This window comes from Nocardia sp. NPDC003693, assembly GCF_053981095.1.
In genome coordinates this window covers 108,854-125,070 of sequence record NZ_JBSFNO010000016.1, presented here as the reverse complement: position 1 = coordinate 125,070, position 16,217 = coordinate 108,854, and the positions used below count along the sequence as shown (strand labels likewise).

Genomic DNA, 16,217 nt, shown 5'->3' with positions numbered 1-16,217 from the left:
TCAGGCCAGCTTCAGCTCGGACTGGGCGCGCAGGTGATCGGCCTGATGCTTGAGCACCACGCCGAGCGTGGCGCGCACGGTCTTGTCGTCGAGATCCTTGGCGCCCAGCGCGATCAGCGTGCGCGCCCAGTCGATGGTCTCCGCCACCGAGGGCAGCTTCTTGAGCTGCATGCCGCGCAGCACGTGCACCACCCGCACCAGCTGGGCGGCGACCGCGGGCTTGAGCTCGGGCACCCGGCTGGCCAGGATGCGACGCTCGAGATCCTCGTCCGGGAAGTCGATGTGCAGGTACAGGCAGCGGCGCTTCAGCGCCTCGGACAGCTCGCGGGTGGCGTTGGAGGTGAGCACCACGAACGGCTTGCGGGTCGCGGTGATCGTCCCCAATTCCGGCACGGTGACCGAGAAGTCGCTCAGGATCTCCAGCAGCAGGCCCTCGATCTCGACGTCGGCCTTGTCGGTCTCGTCGATGAGCAGCACGGTCGGATCACTGCGCCGGATGGCGGTCAGCAGCGGGCGCGAGAGCAGGAATTCCTCGGTGAAGACGTCGGATTTCGTTTCCGCCCAGTCGTTCTCCGAGGACGCCTGGATCCGCAGGATCTGCTTGGCGTGATTCCACTCGTAGAGCGCACGCGCCTCGTCCACGCCCTCGTAGCACTGCAGGCGCACCAGTTCCGCGCCCGCGACCTGGGCCACGGCCTTGGACAACTCGGTCTTGCCGACGCCGGCCGGACCCTCGATGAGCAGTGGCTTGCCGAGCCGATCCGCGAGGAAAACCGACGTGGCGGTGGCCTTGTCGGCGAGATAGCCGGTGCCGGCCAGGCGCTCGATCACATCGTCGACCGACGAGAAGATCGGCTCCTGAATCGGTGCTGCTGTAGGAGCCACGGGAGCTGCCTTTCTTCGAAAGTGTTCAGACGGGCCGGATCTGGCCGTCGCCCCACACGATCCATTTGGTGGAGGTCAGTTCCGGCAGGCCCATGGGGCCCCGGGCGTGCAGCTTCTGGGTGGAGATGCCGATCTCCGCGCCGAAGCCGAACTGCTCGCCGTCGGTGAAGGCGGTGGAGGCGTTGACCATGACCGCGGCGGCGTCGACCCGGGTGGTGAACTCGCGCGCGGCTTTCAGATCACCGGTGACGATGGCCTCGGTGTGGCCGGTGCCCCAGTGGTTGATGTGCTCGACGGCCGCGTCCAGATCGTCGACGACCTTCAAAGCGATGTCCAGGGACAAGTATTCGTCGGCCCAGTCGGTCTCGGTGGCGGGCACCAGCCCGGGCAGGTCGCCGTGAACGGTGACGCCCGCGCCGTCCAGGGCCGCGAGCAGCCGGGGTACGGCGGTCTCGGCGATGGCGGCGTCGACGAGCACGGTCTCGGCGGTGTTGCACACGCTCGGGCGGCGGGTCTTGGCGTTGAGCAGAATGCTCTCGGCCATATCGAGATCCGCGTTCCGGTGCACGAAGACGTGGCAGTTGCCGGTGCCGGTCTCGATGGTGGGCACCAGCGCGTCGCGCACGACGGCGTTGATGAGCCCGGCGCCGCCGCGCGGGATGACCACGTCCACCAGCCCGCGGGCCTGGATCAGGTGGGTCACGCTGGAGCGGTCGTCGGCGGGCAGCAGCTGCACCGAATCGGCCGGAAGACCCTGCGCGGCAAGCGCTTCGCGCAGCACCTCGACCAGCGCGGCGTTCGAGCGCACCGCGGAGGACGACCCGCGCAGCAGCGCCGCGTTGCCGGACTTGAGCGTGAGCCCGAAGGCATCGACGGTGACGTTCGGCCGCGCCTCATAAACCATGCCGACCACCCCGAGCGGGACCCGCACCTGACGGATCTCCAGGCCGTTGGGCAGCGTCGAACCGCGCACCACGTCACCGACCGGATCCGGCAGCCCGGCCACCTGCCGCAGCCCCGAGGCGATGCCGTCGACGCGGGCCGCGGTCAGGCGCAGGCGATCGAGCTGCGCTTCCGGGGTGCCCCCGGCCGCCGCGAGCTCGATGTCCTCGCCGTTGGCGATGAGCAGTCGATCCTTGGCGGCCAGCAGGGCGTCGGCGGCGGCGTGCAGCGCGGCGTCCTTCTGCGCGGTGGTGAGCTGGGCGAGCGCGCGCGAGGCCACCCGGGCCCGGCGTGCGGCGGCGTGCACCACCTTGCGAACGTTGTCCAGTTCGGTGGCGGTCGAAGCTGTCATGGGTACAGCGTACTGACCGGGCCGGGGCGGGCTTTCGCCGACTTGGGGCAGACCGCCGCAGTCCCCGGGTCCCCGGTGCGGCGGGTGGGCGGATCACTCGGCGGGAGCCCGCAGCAGCGCGATCGCCGCGATGCTCAGGTCCGGGGCCAGGGCCGGGAGGCGGGCGGGGCCGGCGGTCTCCAGGCAGTCCCGGATGCGGTCCTCGATGCCGCCGATGAGCAGGTCCACCACGCCCGGCGACGGCGTGCCGGTCAGTTCGCCGCGTTCCACGCCCAGGGCGTGCGCGCGAATCATGCGGTCGGCGAAGACCTTCTTCATGCGATGGCGACGCTCGGCGAACGCGGGCCCGGCGGCCAGGGCCTCTATGTGCAGGGCGCGGGCGGCGGCCGGTTCGGCGGCGAGGATGGCCAGGTAGGACTCGAGGGAGCGGCGGATCAGGTGCTGCCAGTCCGCCTGCGCGTGCGCCTCCAGGGCCGTGCCGAGTTGGTTCTGCAGCAGTTCCATGGCGATGTCGAAGGCGTACGCGAAGCACTCCTCCTTACCAGCGAACAGCTCGTAGAAGGTGCGGCGCGAGACCTGCGCGTGCTTGGTGATGTCGGCGACCGTGGTGGCCGGGTAGCCCGATTCGGCCACCGCGTGCAGCACGGCCAGAGCGAGACGGCCCTGCTGGGAGGCGAGCACCTGCTCGCGGGTCAAGGCACTCGGACCGGGCCGCAGTCGATCTCGCGACACCTGCGCTGCGATTGCCATGTCTGCACTGTAGCGGCCTTGTCCGCGGAAGTGAGCCCGGTTACAGTGAGCCACGACAGTTGGGTACGCAACAGTTTCTATCCGGGCCGGCAGGGGCACGACGGTCTCGGACAGCCATGAAGGGGCGGATCGACGCCATGAGGAGAATCAGCGGCGCCGCGATGCGGTTGGCCGTGGCGGCAGTGGCCGCGACCGTGGTGGGCGCGCTCGCCACACCCATATCGACAGCGGAGGGCATCGATCCCGTCGCGGGCGCTCCGGACTGGAACGCCACCTACGACCAGGCTCCGCTCTACCCCGGCGTGCACATCGACTGGGATGTGCCGCTGACCATGAGCGACGGCACCGTGCTGAAGGCGAACGTGTACCGGCCGATGGACGGGGCCGGACGGATCGTCGAGACACCCACCCCGACCATCGTCAACCTCACGCCGTACACGAAACTCGCGTCCATGCTGGCGGATTCGGCCCAGTCGGTGCCGCTGCTGTTCGACGGTTTCGTCTCGGTCATGAACCGCTTCGACCTGTTCGATCTGAACGGCACCCCGGCCTCGGGCGTCGGCGATCTGGTGCGGACGCTGTCCGGTGGGATCACCCGCAACTTCGCCGTGGACCGCAAACTGCTGCAGAGCGGGTACACCCAGGTCGTGGTGGATGTGCGCGGAACCGGTTTCTCCCAGGGGATTTGGGAGGCGTTCGGGGCGCGGGAACAGCAGGACACCCTCGAGGTGCTGGAGTGGACCGCGAGTCAGTCGTGGTCGAACGGATCCATTGGCATGTCCGGGGTGTCGTACTCGGCGATCAATCAGGTGCAGGCCGCCGACAAACGACCGTCGGCGCTGAAGGCGATCTTCCCGGTGGTGCCGGGCTCGGATCTGTTGCGCGACACCGCGGCTCCCGGTGGCGGCGTCGGCGTCGGCTTCCTGCCGCTGTGGGTGTCGGCCATCGATTTCTCGAAGCTGATCCCGGATCTGACCGCGGCCGCGACCGGGCGATTCGACTGGAAGTGGCTGGCCGATCGGGTGGCGAGCCCGTTCACCTACCTGGACTTGATGATTCAGGCGCTGTTCGTGCCGTCGGTGGACGCCATCCCGCCGCATCTGCGTACCTTCCTCGATGCCGAGGGGCCGTTCCGCAGCGGACTGTTCGGCCGGCCCGAGAACATCCGGGTGCCCACGTTCGTGGTCGGCGGCTGGCACGACATCTTCGCCTACACCGAACCGCAGATCTACAACGAGATTCCGCTGCCGCCGGGACAGAAGCAGCTGCTCATGGGCGACTGGTACCACGTCACCGCGGGGTCGGGACTGGGTACGCCGGGTGCGCCGCCGCGCCTGGACGTGTTGCAGCGCGCGTGGTTCGACAGGTGGCTCAAGGGAATCGACAACGGCATCGACGGCTTCGGGCCGGTCACACTGGCGCAGCAGGGCGCGGGCTGGGTGAGCGACAGCTCGTTCCCGACGGCCGCGGCCGAACACCGCCGGATGTATCTGTCGGCGGATCCCAGCGGAACGACCGGGCAGGTGGTGCACGACGGGTCGCTGCGCGCCGACGTACCCGGACCGGCGCGGTTGACCGTCGCACCGGGGCTGTCCACGCTGTGCTCGCGCGACTCCGCGCAGATCACCGCCGGGGCGCTGTCGGTGATCGACGCCTGCGCCAAGGACTCGCGGATCGCCGAGACGGCCGCGCTGACCTTCACCGGCGCCCCGGTGGCCGAGGCCACCCGGATCTCCGGACCGATTGCGCTGCACCTGAACACGGTGCACGACGCCACCGACGGGTACTGGACCGCGACCGTGAACGACGTCGCGCCCGACGGCACCTCCACCGTGCTGACCTCGGGTCAGCTCACCTCGTCGCTGCGCGCGATCGACGAGAGCAGGAGCGAACGCTCGGCCAACGGCGACTACACCGATCCCTATCACTTCCTGACCCTGGAAACCCGGCAGCCGACGGTCCCGGGTGAGGCCGCGACCCTCGACATCGCCCTGGCCGCAACCGATGCCGTCCTGCGGCCGGGCCATCGCCTGCGCGTCGACGTCTACGCCTCGAATTTCCCCAAGGGCATGCTGATCCCGGCCCTGCTCATCGAATCCGAGCTGCGCCCACAGCATCTGGTGCTGGATCCGGCCGCGCCCAGCTGGATCAACATCCCCACCGACCGGCCGCTGTAAGGCGCCGGCGGCGAACACCGCGGACCCGGCGGCTCGCCCGGGATTTCTCCCGGCGGCCGGGGACCGGCTCGCCGGTTACCGTGACCGTATGACCGCGAGCATCCGGTTGTCGTCCGCCGCCGGCCGTTGGGTTCTGCTGGCCACCGTCCTGGGGTCGGGCATGGCGATGCTCGACGCCACGGTGGTGAACGTGGCGCTGCCCCGGATCGGGGCCGAGTTCGGGGCGTCGATGGCCGGATTGCAGTGGACGGTCAACGCGTACTCGCTGACGCTGGCCGGATTGATCCTGCTGGGCGGGGCGCTCGGGGACCGGTTCGGCCGGCGGCGGGTGTTCGTGATCGGGGTGGTGTGGTTCGCGGTGGCGTCCGCGCTGTGCGGGGCCGCGCAGAACGTCGAGATGCTGATCGCGGCCCGGGCGCTGCAGGGGGTGGGCGGGGCACTGCTGACGCCGGGATCGCTGGCGATCATTCAGGCGTCCTTCACGCCGCGGGATCGGGCGCCCGCGGTCGGCGCGTGGTCGGGGCTGGGCGGGGTGGCCGGGGCCATCGGGCCGTTCGTGGGCGGGTGGCTCGTGGAGTACGCGGGGTGGCGGTGGGTGTTCCTGCTGAACGTGCCGCTGGCGATCGTGGTGGTGCTGGTGGCGGTGCGGCACGTGCCCGAGACGCGGGACGCGGGGTCGCACGGGAAGTTCGACGTGCTGGGGGCGGTGGCCGCGGCGCTGTGCCTGACGGGCATCACCTACGCGCTGACCACCGCGCCGGAGGCGGGTGCGAATCGGGCGCTGGTGGTCGGGAGCGCGGTGCTCGGCGTCGTGGCGGGCATGGTGTTCGTGGTCGTCGAGCGGCGGCGGTCGGCCCGCGCGAACGGGCCCGCGCCGACCGGACCGCAGCCGATGGTGCCGGTGGACGTCTTCGCCTCGCGGCAGTTCACAGCGATCAACGCGGTCACCTTCGTCATGTACGGGGCGATGGGGGTGGTGTTCTTCCTGCTGGTGCTGACCCTGCAGGTGGTCGCCGGATTCAGCCCGATCGCCGCGGGAACGGCGTTGCTGCCCAGCACCGTGCTGATGCTGCTGTTCTCCGCGCGGGCGGGGGCGCTCGCGCAGAAGGTCGGACCGCGGTGGCCGATCACCATCGGGGTGCTGCTGGCCGCGGCGGGCATGCTGCTCATGACGCGCGTCAGCGAGCACACCTCCTATCTGGGCACGGTGCTGCCCGCCGCGATCGTCTTCGGCCTGGGGCTCACCCTCGCGGTGGCCCCGCTCACCGCCACGGTGCTGGCCAGCGCCGACGAACGGCACGCCGGGGTGGCGAGCGGGGTCAACAACGCGGTCGCGCGGGCCGCCGGACTGCTCGCGGTGGCGGCCATTCCCCCGCTGGCCGGGCTCACCGGCGACGCGTACAACAACCCCGCCGACTTCGAACACGGCTTCCGGATCGCGTTGTTCGTGTGCGTGGCGCTCATGCTGCTCGCGGCCGTGCTGACCGTGTTGACCGTCGAGGACGACGCCTTGGCCGCCGCGCCCCCGGAGGCCGAACCGGAATGCCGCACCTTCTGTGCCATCTCCGCGCCGCCGCTGGAACCGGCGCGCAGCGGCCGATCCACCGGGGGCGGCGCAGAATAGCGAATCCTTGACCGTCAGAAGGGGAAACGGCGTTCGGCGGTCACCGACCACACGCGGACCAGTCTGCCGTCGACGGTCTCGAAGAAGTCGATTCCGCTGCGGCCGTTGCCATCCGGAAGTTCGGCGTACCAGCGGCAGGAGAAGGCCGCGGGGCCGTTCCGGGTGAAGGTCCCCACCGCGTGGCCGTCGAGGACGAAGCGGATGCCGGTGCGGGCGCGCCGGTAGGCATGGAGGAACTCCGCGAATGCCGCCGGGCCGCGCACGGCGTCGGCGGGATGCTTGCCTTCGCCCTCGTCCCTGCCGAACGCGATGCGGAAGTCGCTGCCGCACAGGTCGTTCGCCAGCTCGGGCGCGCTGTTCCACATCTCGGTCCAGGCGGCGGCGAAGTCGTCGGCGGTGGTGATCTCGGTCGATACGGTGGTCATGGCTGCTCCCGGTGTCGTTCGATCGCCCCGGTATCGGGGCACAACACCCAGCGTTCAGTCCGTGCGCGACAACGGTATGTCCGTGATCGCCGCCACATCGATGAGCTTGCCGTCGCCGGTCGAGATGAGCGACAGGTCGATTCCCCTGTCCGGCACCCGATCCGGCAGCACCTCGGCGGACAGCACGCGGTCGAGCCGGAAGCCGCGGATCGCGCCGCGCAGCAGGCACCACGCCGAGAGGTACCAGTGCTCGCCGACGATGAGCCCGAGCGGCTCCACCAGGCGCGAACTCGCGACACCCGCCCGGTCGGTGTACGACAGCCGCAGCACCCGGCGGCCGATCAGCGCCTCCAGCACCTGCGGCGGCGCGGTCGGCGACTCCCCCGGAAGCAGCCGGATGCGGTCGCTGAGCTCGGCCGCGCCCGCCCGGTCCCCCTCGGTCAGCACCCCCAGCACCTTGTGCACGGCCGACCGGGCCGCGGGCGCGAACGGGGTCCCGGCCAAGCGCGGCAACGCGACCAGCAGCGCGGTCGCCTCGGTCGCGGTCAGCGACACCGGCGCCAGCGTGCGCCCCCGGTCCAGCGCGTAGCCCCCGTTGCGCCCCGGCATCGTCCGCACCGGCACCCCCGACTGCTGCAGCGCCGCGATGTCCCGCACGATCGTCCGCGGCGTCACCTCCAGTCGCGCCGCCAACTGCCGCGCCGACCGCGGCCGCGGGCTGTAGGCCCGCAGCTCCTCGGCGAGCGCGTAGAGCCGCTCGGTCTTGGTCACCCCCGCATTCTGGCGCGGGGGTACGACAGGTACGCGTGAGCGGGTTGCCGGGACGGGCCGAATCCGCGCGAGTCGGGCGATGGGTCGGTAGGTGCTCGTTTATCGTGCGGGTATGGCGCGGATCGTGGTGGTGGGCAGCATCAATATGGATCTGGTGACTACCGTCGGGCGGCGGCCGGAGCCCGGGGAAACCGTCAGCGGGGAGTCGTTCGCGCTCGTGCCGGGCGGGAAGGGCTCGAACCAGGCGATCGCGGCGCGGCGCGGCGGGGGCGCGGTGGAGTTCGTGGGGGCCGTGGGTGACGACGTGTTCGCGGAGGCCCTGGAAACAGTGCTCGCCACGGCGGGGGTGGGGGTTTCGCGGCTGCGGCGCGTCGACGGGCCGAGCGGGGTGGCGGCGATCATCGTGGACGGGGGCGGGGAGAACAGCATCATCGTTGTGGGCGGGGCCAATTCGCGGATGACCGACCTGAGCGAGGCGGACCTGGCGGCCATCGCGCAGGCGGATGTGCTGCTGTGCCAGTTGGAGATTCCGGTGGAGACCGTGCTGGCGGCGGCGGTGCACGCGCGCGCGAACGGTGGCCTGGTGATGCTCAATCCGTCTCCGGTGCGCGAACTTTCGGACGAGCTCTGGGCGGTGGTGGACATCGCGGTGGTCAACGAGGGCGAGGCCGCCGAGTTCGGGGCGGCCCTGGACGTGGTGCCGCACGTGATCACCACGCTGGGCGCGGACGGCGCGGTGTATCGCGGGCTCGACGGACGCACGATTCCGCAGGCGGGGATCGAGGTGGCGGTCGTGGACACCACGGGAGCCGGGGACACCTTCACGGGAGTGCTCGCGGCGCACTGGCACGAGGGGCCGGAGACCGCGATGCGATGGGCGTGCGCGGCGGGGGCATTGGCCACCACGACGTTGGGCGCCAGCGCGGCGATTCCGTCGTTCGAGCAGATCGAAGGGGCATTGGGCCCGGCCTGATCGTGCAACAATCCCACTGTTCGGCGGAATCCGCCGCCGTCGGGGTATTCGCGCACGATCCGACCGGGTATCTCACGCCGCCGCGGTCGGAGCCTTCCCCGTATGCAGCGCAACCAGATCCGCCAATTGCCGGCCCACCCGCTCCAGCGGCGCGGTGGTGCGCGACGCCAGCGACATGACCACCGCGCCCTCGATCGCCGCCACGATGGTCGTGGCCAGGGTCCGGGCGGTCTCGGGCGCGACCTGCTCGGCTTCGAGCCGATCGGCCAGGATGCCCTCCCACTCGCTGAAGGTCTCCCCCGCGACGTCGGCGGCCTCCGGCGATTCGGCGCGGCCGAGGGCGGCAGCGACTATCGGGCAGCCCGCGGTGAAATCGCTCGAGATCAGGGCGTCGCGCCACATGGCCGGGAAGGCCCCGATGACCGTCGCCAGGTCCGTGCCCGCGGTGACGGTGCGCATGAGGGCGCTCGACGCTTCGCCCGCCGTGCGCGTCGCCTCGGCCACCAGCTCGGATTTGCCGCCCGGGAAGTTCAGGTAGACCGAGCGGCGCGATATGCCGCTGTGCTCCAGGAGCTGGGCGATTCCGGTTCCGGCGATGCCCTTGCAGCGCATGAGCGCAATGGCGCTGTCGATGAGGCGGTCGCGCGCTCCCATGGTCGATTCCTTCCTTGCAGTATACCGATCGGTGTACTAGCGTTTTCCGTTATACCGATTGGTCTACCGAGTGTAGACCGGCGTAATCCACTTCGACGATGATTCGGAGCACCTGCCATGGCCACATCACCCTCCCGGCGGCCGGCCCCGGACCGAACCGCGCCAACTCCCAGCAACGGAGTGCCCGGTCTGTCCGATCCGCTGCCGCTGGCCAGTGGGCAGGTGCTGCCGAACCGCATGATGAAGTCGGCGCTGAGCGAGGGTCTGGGCACCACCGACTGCGCGCCCGACGAGCGCCTCGAGCGCCTCTACGCGCGCTGGAGCACCGGCGGCTACGGGCTGATCGTGACCGGCAACGTCATGGTCGACAGCCGGCACCAGGGTGAACCGGGCAATGTGGCGCTCGAGGACAAACGGCATCTGGCGGCGGTCACGCGGTGGGCCGAGGTGGCCAAGGCCGGCGGCAGCAAGGTCTGGATGCAGATCAATCATCCCGGCCGCCAGGCCAATCCGCTGGTGACGCGGAACCGCACCGTCGCGCCGTCGGCCATCGCCATGGGCATCCCGGGCGCCCCGGCCCCGCGCGCGCTGACCGAAGCCGAGATCCTGGAGATCATCGAACGTTTCGGCGTGGCGGCGAGCATCGCCGAGACCGCGGGCTTCGACGGCGTCCAGATTCACGGCGCGCACGGCTACCTGGTATCGCAGTTCCTGTCGCCGCTGTCGAATCAGCGCACCGACGCCTGGGGCGGAGATCCCGAGCGGCGCAGGCGATTCGTGCTCGAGGTCGCGCGCAGTATCCGCGCGGCCGTCAGCCCGGGATTCGGGCTCGGCATCAAACTCAACTCCGCCGACTTCCAGCGCGGTGGTTTCACCGAGGACGAATCACGCGCGGTCGTCGAGGCGCTGGCGAGCGAGGGCCTGGACCTCATCGAGATCAGCGGCGGCACCTACGATTCCCCGGCCATGCTGAATCGCCCGCAGACCGCCGCGGCCAGCACCCGGGCCCGGGAGGCGTACTTCCTGGAGTACGCCGAATCGGTGCGGCAGGCGGCCGGCGCGGTGCCGATCGCGGTGACCGGCGGCTTCCGTTCCCGCGCGGCCATGTCCGAGGCGCTGGCCGAGGGCAAGTGCGACCTCATCGGCCTGGGGCGTCCCGCCATCCTGTTCCCGAACGCGGCAGCCGATCTGCTCACCAACGGCACCGAAGTGCTGAATCCCCCGGCGATTTCCCTCGGCCTGCCCGCCCGGCTGCGGGCCAACCCCATGCTGAAGTCCCTGGACGGCGCGCTGGATCTGCAGTGGCACACCGACCAATTGCATCTGCTCGGCGCGGGCAGCGAGCCGGACCCGGAGCGCTCGCCCTGGAGGACCGCCGTTCTCATCGTGCGGCGCAACGGTTTCGACGCCTTCCGCAGCAAGCGGTCGGCCGCGCCGCGGCCCGCCGTGAACGCCGCGGCCCGCAAGTTCCGCCGGGAGCGGACCCTGGGCCGCTACGTCATGAACCCCGCGGTGCGGGCCCTGGACCGGATCGGCGTGCGCACCGCGCTGGCCGCGGAGATCGAGACCATCGGCCGCAAATCCGGTGAGCCGCGCCGGGTTCCGATCTCCATACTGTTCGACGCCGACGGCGCGTGGGCCATCTGCCAGCACGGCATGCGCTCGGGTTGGGGCCTCAACATCTCGGCGAACCCCGAAGTCCGGGTCCGCCAGGGCGATCGCTGGCGCACCGGCACCGCCGTCCTGCTCCCGGACGACGACGTGGTGGCCCGCTCGCGCACCTTCGCCCCGCATCCGCTGCTGGCGCCGGCCGCGCGCGGCATGTTCGCCGCGCTGGAGACCGATCCGGTGACGGTGCGAATCACCTTCACCGACTGACGATTTCGCGCGTCCCGCCGGATCCCGGTCCCGGTGCTTCCGGCGGGGCCACGAGCATCCTCAGAGGTTGGGGCGCACCAGGATCTGGATGTGATCCTCCGGATTGCGCAGGGACTCGATGGCCCCGGCCACCCCGTCCAGCCCGACCTCGTCGGTGATGAGCGAGGCCGCGTCCACCGTGCCCTCGGCGATGCGGCGCAGGGTCTTGGCGTATTCCTCGTGCGGGTACACCATGCACATCTCGAGCGAGATGTCCTTGTATATCCCGACGATGGGCCGGATGACGTCGTCGGTCATGACCGCGCCGATCTGCAGGATCCTGGTCTCGCGCGGCACCCTGTCCATGAGTTCCATCAGCAGCCCGCGCACCGCGGCGCACACCCAGACGTGCAGTTTCTGGCCGGGCGCGGCCAGGTCCCGCCACACCTCCACCGGGTCCTCCACCGCCGGATCCACGACCCGGTGCGCGCCCAGGCGCAGGGCGGCCTCGCGGCGCAGCCCCGACGGATCCGAGGCGACGATGGGCGCGACCCCGCGTTCGGCCAGCGCCGCGACCGCGCCCAATCCGACGGGGCCGCAACCGATCACGATGCCGCTGCCGTCGGGCCCGATCCCGGTGCGCGCCACGTTGCCGAAGCCGACGGCCAGGGGTTCGGTCATGGCCGCCACGTGCGCGGGCACGTGATCGGGAATCGGCTCCAGTGCCATGGCCTGCAACACCATGCGCTCCCCGTAGCCGCCGGGGAAATCGTTGGAGAAGCCGAGGCCGTGGATGCCGCCGGCCGCGTCCAGCGCCCACGGCAGGGCGACCACGTTCTGTCCCTCGACGAACGGGGTATCCGGTCCCGCGCCGATGACCCGGGCAGCGAGCTCGTGGCCCATGACCAGGTCCCGGTGCGGGTCGAACAGGAAGGTCGGCACGCCGCTGTCCCGCGAGGCCCGCAGGAACTCGTCGGTGTGGTCCAGGGCCTGTTTGTCCGAGCCGCAGATCCCGCACGCGATGGTCTCGACCAGCACCTGCCCGGGACCGGGCACCGGCTCCGGGACCTCGTCGACGACGAGCCTGCGATTGCGCATGACGACCGCGCGCATGTCAGTTCCCTTCCGGCGCCGGGGTCGGGTCGCTCAGCCGCGGGCCCACTCGTGGCCCCAGTAGCTGTCCGCGGTCATCTCCTCCGCGACGTAGTCGTCGCCGACCAGCATGCCCTCGCAACCGAATTCGATGTCCCAGTTGCCGGGGGTGCGCACGTAGAAGGAGATCATCTTGTCGTTGGTGTGCCTGCCCAGCGTCGAGGACAGGTGGTAGCCCGCCTTGGTGACGCGGTCCAGGGCCCGGCCGACATCGTCGAGCGAGTCCACCTCGACCATGATGTGCACGATGCCGGGGCCGTCCGGGCGGCTGCCCGGGATGAGCGCGAGGCTGTGGTGCCGGGGGTTGACGCCCATGAAGCGGATCCAGATGGGATGCGCAGGCGGTCCGACGCGGAACGAGCCGCGCGAGCTGAAATCCAGTACCTCGGTGTAGAACTGCCGCGCGGCCTCGATGTCGGGCACCGGCAGCACCACGTGCCCCAGGCCCAGGTCGCCGTTGACGAACCGGGCGCCGTAGCGGGTCAGCACGGGGCTGTGGTCGAGCAGCGGTCCGTGGAACACCTCGATGGTGAACCCGGCCGGATCGACGAAGCTGATCGCCTCCTCGACATGACGATTCGCCGATTCCTCGAGGCTCAGCGCGGTCACCGCGACGCCCGCCTTCTCCAGGATCTCGCGCACCAGGTGCAGCGAGCGGCGGTCCGCGACCTGCCAGCCGACGGCGATGACCTCGTCGCGCTCACCCGGCACCAGTTCCAGGCGGTAGGTGTGCTCGTCGGTGCGCAGGTAGACCGAGTCCGGATTGGGGCCCGAGCCCTCGGCGAAACCGAGGGTGTCGAAGGCGAATTCGCGCCACGCCGCGACATCGGCGATGCGGACGCGGACGTAGCCGAGGGAGCTGAAGGCAGCCATGGTGAACTCCTAGCGATTTCAGGAATAGGTGATCGAGACGTCGTCGGTCACCGGAACGGCCTGGCAGGCCAGCACATAGCCCTCTTCCAGGTCGGCGTCTTCGAGAACTTCGTTGCGCCGCATGGACACCTCGCCGGAGACGACACGGCAGACGCAGGCGCTGCACGCGCCCTCGCGGCACGAGTACGGCGCCTCCAGGCCCTTGGCGAGCAGCACGTCCAGCAGGGTCTGCTGCCGCGGCCAGGTGACCTCGTGGTTCTCCCCGTCGAGTTCGACCCGCGCGACGGCGTTGTCACCGGCGGCGGCCGCGGCGTCCATATCGACCGCGGCGGTATCGGTCTCGAACGGATTGCCCGCCAGCGACACGAACTTCTCCGCGTGCACACGCTTGCGATCCGCGCCGAGCGCGGTCATGGCCGCGGCGACCGCGTCCATGAACGGGCCGGGGCCGCAGACGAACACCTCGCGGCCGGCCCACGGCGCGGCCAGCGCGGTGAGCTGGGCGACGCTCGGCAGGCCCTGGACCGACTGCAGCCAGTGCAGCACCAGCAGCCGATCCGGGTGCGCGGCGGCCAGTTCCGCGAGTTCGGCCGCGAAGATGACCGAGTTCTCGTGCTGGTTGGCGTAGATCAGCGTGATGTGACCCGAACCCCGCGCCAGCGCGGACTTCAGGATGGACAGCACCGGGGTGATGCCGCTGCCGCCGCCGAACAGCAGCAGATCGGTGTCCAGCGACGCGGGGGTGAAGAGCCCGGCCGGCGGCAGCACGTCCAGGCTCATGCCCTCGACGGCGTTGTCGCACAACCAGTTCGAGCCGTAGCCGTCGACCGTGCGTTTCACCGTCACCTTGAGCGGGCCGCCCTCGTGCGGCGCGCTGGACAGGGAGTAGCAGCGACTCACCGACCCGGTGCGCTCGCTCGGAATGCGCAGGGTCAGGAACTGGCCGGGGCGGTAGTCGAAGCGATCGGCGCAGTCCGCGTCCGGGGTCAGTTCCAGCGATACCGCGTCGGCGGTCTCGCGCACCACCCGGGTGATGCGCACCGCGGCGCTGCCGCCCGCGCGCCGCACGGTCTCCAACGCGGCGTCGGCGTCGAGCTGCGCCGTATCCGGTTCGAGGTCTGCCACCGTCATCGCTCCACCAGTTCCATTCCTGTGCGTGTGTTTCGTTCCCGATCCGATCGGGTAGACCATTCGAGGGTCGACCGCCGACGCTGCCGGGCGGCCTGTTTCTCAGGCTTGGCGGCGGACCGTCGCTGACGCTCGGCGGCGGCCCGTCGCCAAGACGCCGCGCCCTAGGCCAGGGTGCGCCCGCGCGTGCGCACATCCGCGTCGCGGGTGCTAGCGCCCAGCGCGCCCGAGGCCACCGCCGCGTCGATGCTGTCGCGCAGCGCGTGGCAGGTGTGCGCCTTCAGGCCCGTCGCGGCCAGTTCCGTGCAGGCGGCCTCGGCGGCCCGGTTCCATTGCACGCTGGTGTGCTGGGGGCTGAACTTCTCCACCAGCACGCAGGTCCCGCAGGACCCGCACGAAACCCGATCCATCTCGGCGCCTCTCAGCCCTGTGCCGCGGCGGCTTCGGCGCGCTTGGCCAGGTTGTCGGCCACCTCGGCCTCCCAGGCGGTGACCGCGCGGGTGGTGTCCACCTCGAACTCGAAGCGCGCGGTCATCTCGTCGCTGACCGCGGCGGCGTCGGTGTAGAACTGCTCGTACCAGCGACGCAGCTGGTAGACCGGCCCGTCCTCCTCGCACAGCAGCGGATTGTTGATGCGCGACTTGCGCTTCCAGATGTTGGCGTCCTGCTCGAAGCCCTTGCCGAGTCCGCCGACGAACTTCTGCGCGATCTCCGCGGCCTGCTCGGCCGGAACGCCGTCGGGCCTGCGCGCGATGGCCCCGTACATGAGCATGAACTGGTTCTCGTTGATCGGGTAGTGACAGTTGATCAGGTACCCCTCGACGACCAGGCCGTTCGCGCTCTCGGACTTCAGGTAGTCGATCATGTAGGACGGGCCGTAATAGGAAGCCTCGGACTGCAGGACGTTCTTGCCGCCCAGCGCCTTGGCGGTCTCGCCCATCATGTCCTCGCGCGAGACCGAGGTCATGTACTGGCTGGCGGTGTGCCCCTCGAAGACGTTCTTGAAGAAGGTCGGGAAGCCGTAGTGCACGTAGAAGAAGTGCGCCATGTCCACCACGTTGTCCACGACCTCGCGGCAGTTGGCGTCCACGATCATGGTGTTCCAGGTCCAGTCGGTCCACTCGTCGCTGAACGCGGCGTCGATGCGCGGGATCGCGACCTCGGCGGGCGGCTGCTTGTTCTCCGGGTCGTGCCAGACGAACAGCTGGTGGTTCTCGACCATGGTCGGCCACGCCTTGGTGCGGGCCAGCGGCGGCACCCGGCGCGCGTACGGGATGCCCGTGCACTTGCCCTTGCCGTTCCAGCGCCAGTCGTGGAACGGGCAGGCCAGCGAATCACCCTTGACGGTGCCGTCGGCCAGATTGCCGCCCATGTGCGGGCAGTAGGCGTTGAGCACGTTGAGCGTGCCGTCCTCGGCCGCGAAGACCACGATCTCGGTGCCGAAAGCCTTGACGGTGTGCGGCTTTCCGTCGCGGAAGGTCTCGGCCAAGCCCAAGCAGTGCCAGCCGCGCGCGAACCGGGCGGGCGGGGCGCCCGCGTCGATGACTCGCACTTCGGTCGCCACGGCACCATCGGTGGTCATGTGAATTCCTCTCCCTTGCCTTACTTCGAATGGTTCCCGCCCATGTGACGCCGATGACAACGGGTGTCCCAC

At 70.4% G+C, this 16,217-nt stretch carries 15 protein-coding genes; 4 read left to right on the top strand and 11 right to left on the bottom strand.

All coding sequences use genetic code 11. The features are described 5' to 3' along the window. The 3 genes from ACWDOP_RS19460 to ACWDOP_RS19450 form a co-directional block, all read right to left on the bottom strand. Nucleotides 1-885, bottom strand: a complete 885-nt coding sequence (locus tag ACWDOP_RS19460; protein WP_454203241.1) for an AAA family ATPase — start codon at nucleotides 883-885, stop codon at nucleotides 1-3. Between the two features lie 25 nt (nucleotides 886-910). Further along, the gene (locus ACWDOP_RS19455) at nucleotides 911-2,179 is read right to left on the bottom strand and encodes a glutamate-5-semialdehyde dehydrogenase (protein ID WP_456346217.1); all 1,269 of its coding nucleotides are present in this window, start codon (nucleotides 2,177-2,179) and stop codon (nucleotides 911-913) included. A 93-nt stretch (nucleotides 2,180-2,272) separates the two neighbouring features. After that, nucleotides 2,273-2,929, bottom strand: coding sequence for a TetR/AcrR family transcriptional regulator (locus ACWDOP_RS19450; RefSeq protein WP_454203239.1), 657 nt, complete (start codon nucleotides 2,927-2,929; stop codon nucleotides 2,273-2,275). 137 nt (nucleotides 2,930-3,066) lie between these two features. Between ACWDOP_RS19450 and ACWDOP_RS19445 the strand changes: the two genes are divergently transcribed. Beyond that, nucleotides 3,067-5,106, top strand: coding sequence for a CocE/NonD family hydrolase (locus ACWDOP_RS19445; RefSeq protein WP_456346216.1), 2,040 nt, complete (start codon nucleotides 3,067-3,069; stop codon nucleotides 5,104-5,106). An 88-nt stretch (nucleotides 5,107-5,194) separates the two neighbouring features. Beyond that, entirely contained in the window at nucleotides 5,195-6,730 is a 1,536-nt protein-coding gene (locus tag ACWDOP_RS19440; RefSeq protein WP_456346215.1) for an MFS transporter, read from the top strand. A gap of 14 nt (nucleotides 6,731-6,744) precedes the next feature. On the opposite strand, the gene ACWDOP_RS19435 is transcribed toward ACWDOP_RS19440, so the two are convergent. Beyond that, nucleotides 6,745-7,155 (bottom strand): hypothetical protein, encoded by a 411-nt coding sequence (locus ACWDOP_RS19435; RefSeq protein ID WP_456346214.1) that lies wholly within the window; start codon nucleotides 7,153-7,155, stop codon nucleotides 6,745-6,747. Between the two features lie 54 nt (nucleotides 7,156-7,209). After that, complete coding sequence (locus ACWDOP_RS19430; RefSeq protein WP_454203235.1) at nucleotides 7,210-7,926, bottom strand: helix-turn-helix transcriptional regulator; 717 nt, start codon at nucleotides 7,924-7,926, stop codon at nucleotides 7,210-7,212. A gap of 112 nt (nucleotides 7,927-8,038) precedes the next feature. Between ACWDOP_RS19430 and ACWDOP_RS19425 the strand changes: the two genes are divergently transcribed. Beyond that, nucleotides 8,039-8,899, top strand: coding sequence for a ribokinase (locus ACWDOP_RS19425; RefSeq protein WP_456346213.1), 861 nt, complete (start codon nucleotides 8,039-8,041; stop codon nucleotides 8,897-8,899). A gap of 72 nt (nucleotides 8,900-8,971) precedes the next feature. Here the strand turns inward: ACWDOP_RS19425 and ACWDOP_RS19420 are convergent, their stop codons facing one another. Then, complete coding sequence (locus ACWDOP_RS19420; protein WP_456346212.1) at nucleotides 8,972-9,553, bottom strand: TetR/AcrR family transcriptional regulator; 582 nt, start codon at nucleotides 9,551-9,553, stop codon at nucleotides 8,972-8,974. A 117-nt stretch (nucleotides 9,554-9,670) separates the two neighbouring features. Between ACWDOP_RS19420 and ACWDOP_RS19415 the strand changes: the two genes are divergently transcribed. After that, complete coding sequence (locus ACWDOP_RS19415; RefSeq protein ID WP_456346211.1) at nucleotides 9,671-11,431, top strand: nitroreductase family deazaflavin-dependent oxidoreductase; 1,761 nt, start codon at nucleotides 9,671-9,673, stop codon at nucleotides 11,429-11,431. 60 nt (nucleotides 11,432-11,491) lie between these two features. Here the strand turns inward: ACWDOP_RS19415 and ACWDOP_RS19410 are convergent, their stop codons facing one another. From ACWDOP_RS19410 to ACWDOP_RS19390, 5 genes are all read right to left on the bottom strand, one after another. Further along, nucleotides 11,492-12,523, bottom strand: coding sequence for a zinc-binding dehydrogenase (locus ACWDOP_RS19410; protein ID WP_456346210.1), 1,032 nt, complete (start codon nucleotides 12,521-12,523; stop codon nucleotides 11,492-11,494). A gap of 33 nt (nucleotides 12,524-12,556) precedes the next feature. After that, a complete protein-coding gene (locus ACWDOP_RS19405) occupies nucleotides 12,557-13,435 on the bottom strand; it encodes a VOC family protein (RefSeq protein WP_454203230.1) in 879 nt (292 codons plus the stop codon). 18 nt (nucleotides 13,436-13,453) lie between these two features. Continuing rightward, nucleotides 13,454-14,566: a 2Fe-2S iron-sulfur cluster-binding protein gene (locus tag ACWDOP_RS19400; RefSeq protein ID WP_456346209.1), complete on the bottom strand. Its 1,113-nt coding sequence runs from the start codon at nucleotides 14,564-14,566 to the stop codon at nucleotides 13,454-13,456. A 161-nt stretch (nucleotides 14,567-14,727) separates the two neighbouring features. Continuing rightward, nucleotides 14,728-14,973 carry a hypothetical protein gene (locus tag ACWDOP_RS19395; protein WP_454203228.1) on the bottom strand — a complete coding sequence of 82 codons (246 nt, stop codon included), beginning with the start codon at nucleotides 14,971-14,973 and terminating at the stop codon, nucleotides 14,728-14,730. An 11-nt stretch (nucleotides 14,974-14,984) separates the two neighbouring features. After that, the gene (locus ACWDOP_RS19390; RefSeq protein ID WP_454203227.1) at nucleotides 14,985-16,145 is read right to left on the bottom strand and encodes a Rieske 2Fe-2S domain-containing protein; all 1,161 of its coding nucleotides are present in this window, start codon (nucleotides 16,143-16,145) and stop codon (nucleotides 14,985-14,987) included. Nucleotides 16,146-16,217: the final 72 nt, after the last annotated feature.

Coding starts and splice junctions, on each gene's coding strand:
- ACWDOP_RS19425 (WP_456346213.1), top strand. CDS start 8,039: ATGGCGCGGATCGTGGTGGTGGGCAGCATCAATATGGATCTGGTGACT.
- ACWDOP_RS19415 (WP_456346211.1), top strand. CDS start 9,671: ATGGCCACATCACCCTCCCGGCGGCCGGCCCCGGACCGAACCGCGCCA.
- ACWDOP_RS19435 (WP_456346214.1), bottom strand. CDS start 7,155: ATGACCACCGTATCGACCGAGATCACCACCGCCGACGACTTCGCCGCC.
- ACWDOP_RS19405 (WP_454203230.1), bottom strand. CDS start 13,435: ATGGCTGCCTTCAGCTCCCTCGGCTACGTCCGCGTCCGCATCGCCGAT.
- ACWDOP_RS19450 (WP_454203239.1), bottom strand. CDS start 2,929: ATGGCAATCGCAGCGCAGGTGTCGCGAGATCGACTGCGGCCCGGTCCG.
- ACWDOP_RS19400 (WP_456346209.1), bottom strand. CDS start 14,566: ATGACGGTGGCAGACCTCGAACCGGATACGGCGCAGCTCGACGCCGAC.
- ACWDOP_RS19455 (WP_456346217.1), bottom strand. CDS start 2,179: ATGACAGCTTCGACCGCCACCGAACTGGACAACGTTCGCAAGGTGGTG.
- ACWDOP_RS19420 (WP_456346212.1), bottom strand. CDS start 9,553: ATGGGAGCGCGCGACCGCCTCATCGACAGCGCCATTGCGCTCATGCGC.
- ACWDOP_RS19410 (WP_456346210.1), bottom strand. CDS start 12,523: ATGCGCGCGGTCGTCATGCGCAATCGCAGGCTCGTCGTCGACGAGGTC.
- ACWDOP_RS19440 (WP_456346215.1), top strand. CDS start 5,195: ATGACCGCGAGCATCCGGTTGTCGTCCGCCGCCGGCCGTTGGGTTCTG.
- ACWDOP_RS19390 (WP_454203227.1), bottom strand. CDS start 16,145: ATGACCACCGATGGTGCCGTGGCGACCGAAGTGCGAGTCATCGACGCG.
- ACWDOP_RS19445 (WP_456346216.1), top strand. CDS start 3,067: ATGAGGAGAATCAGCGGCGCCGCGATGCGGTTGGCCGTGGCGGCAGTG.
- ACWDOP_RS19395 (WP_454203228.1), bottom strand. CDS start 14,973: ATGGATCGGGTTTCGTGCGGGTCCTGCGGGACCTGCGTGCTGGTGGAG.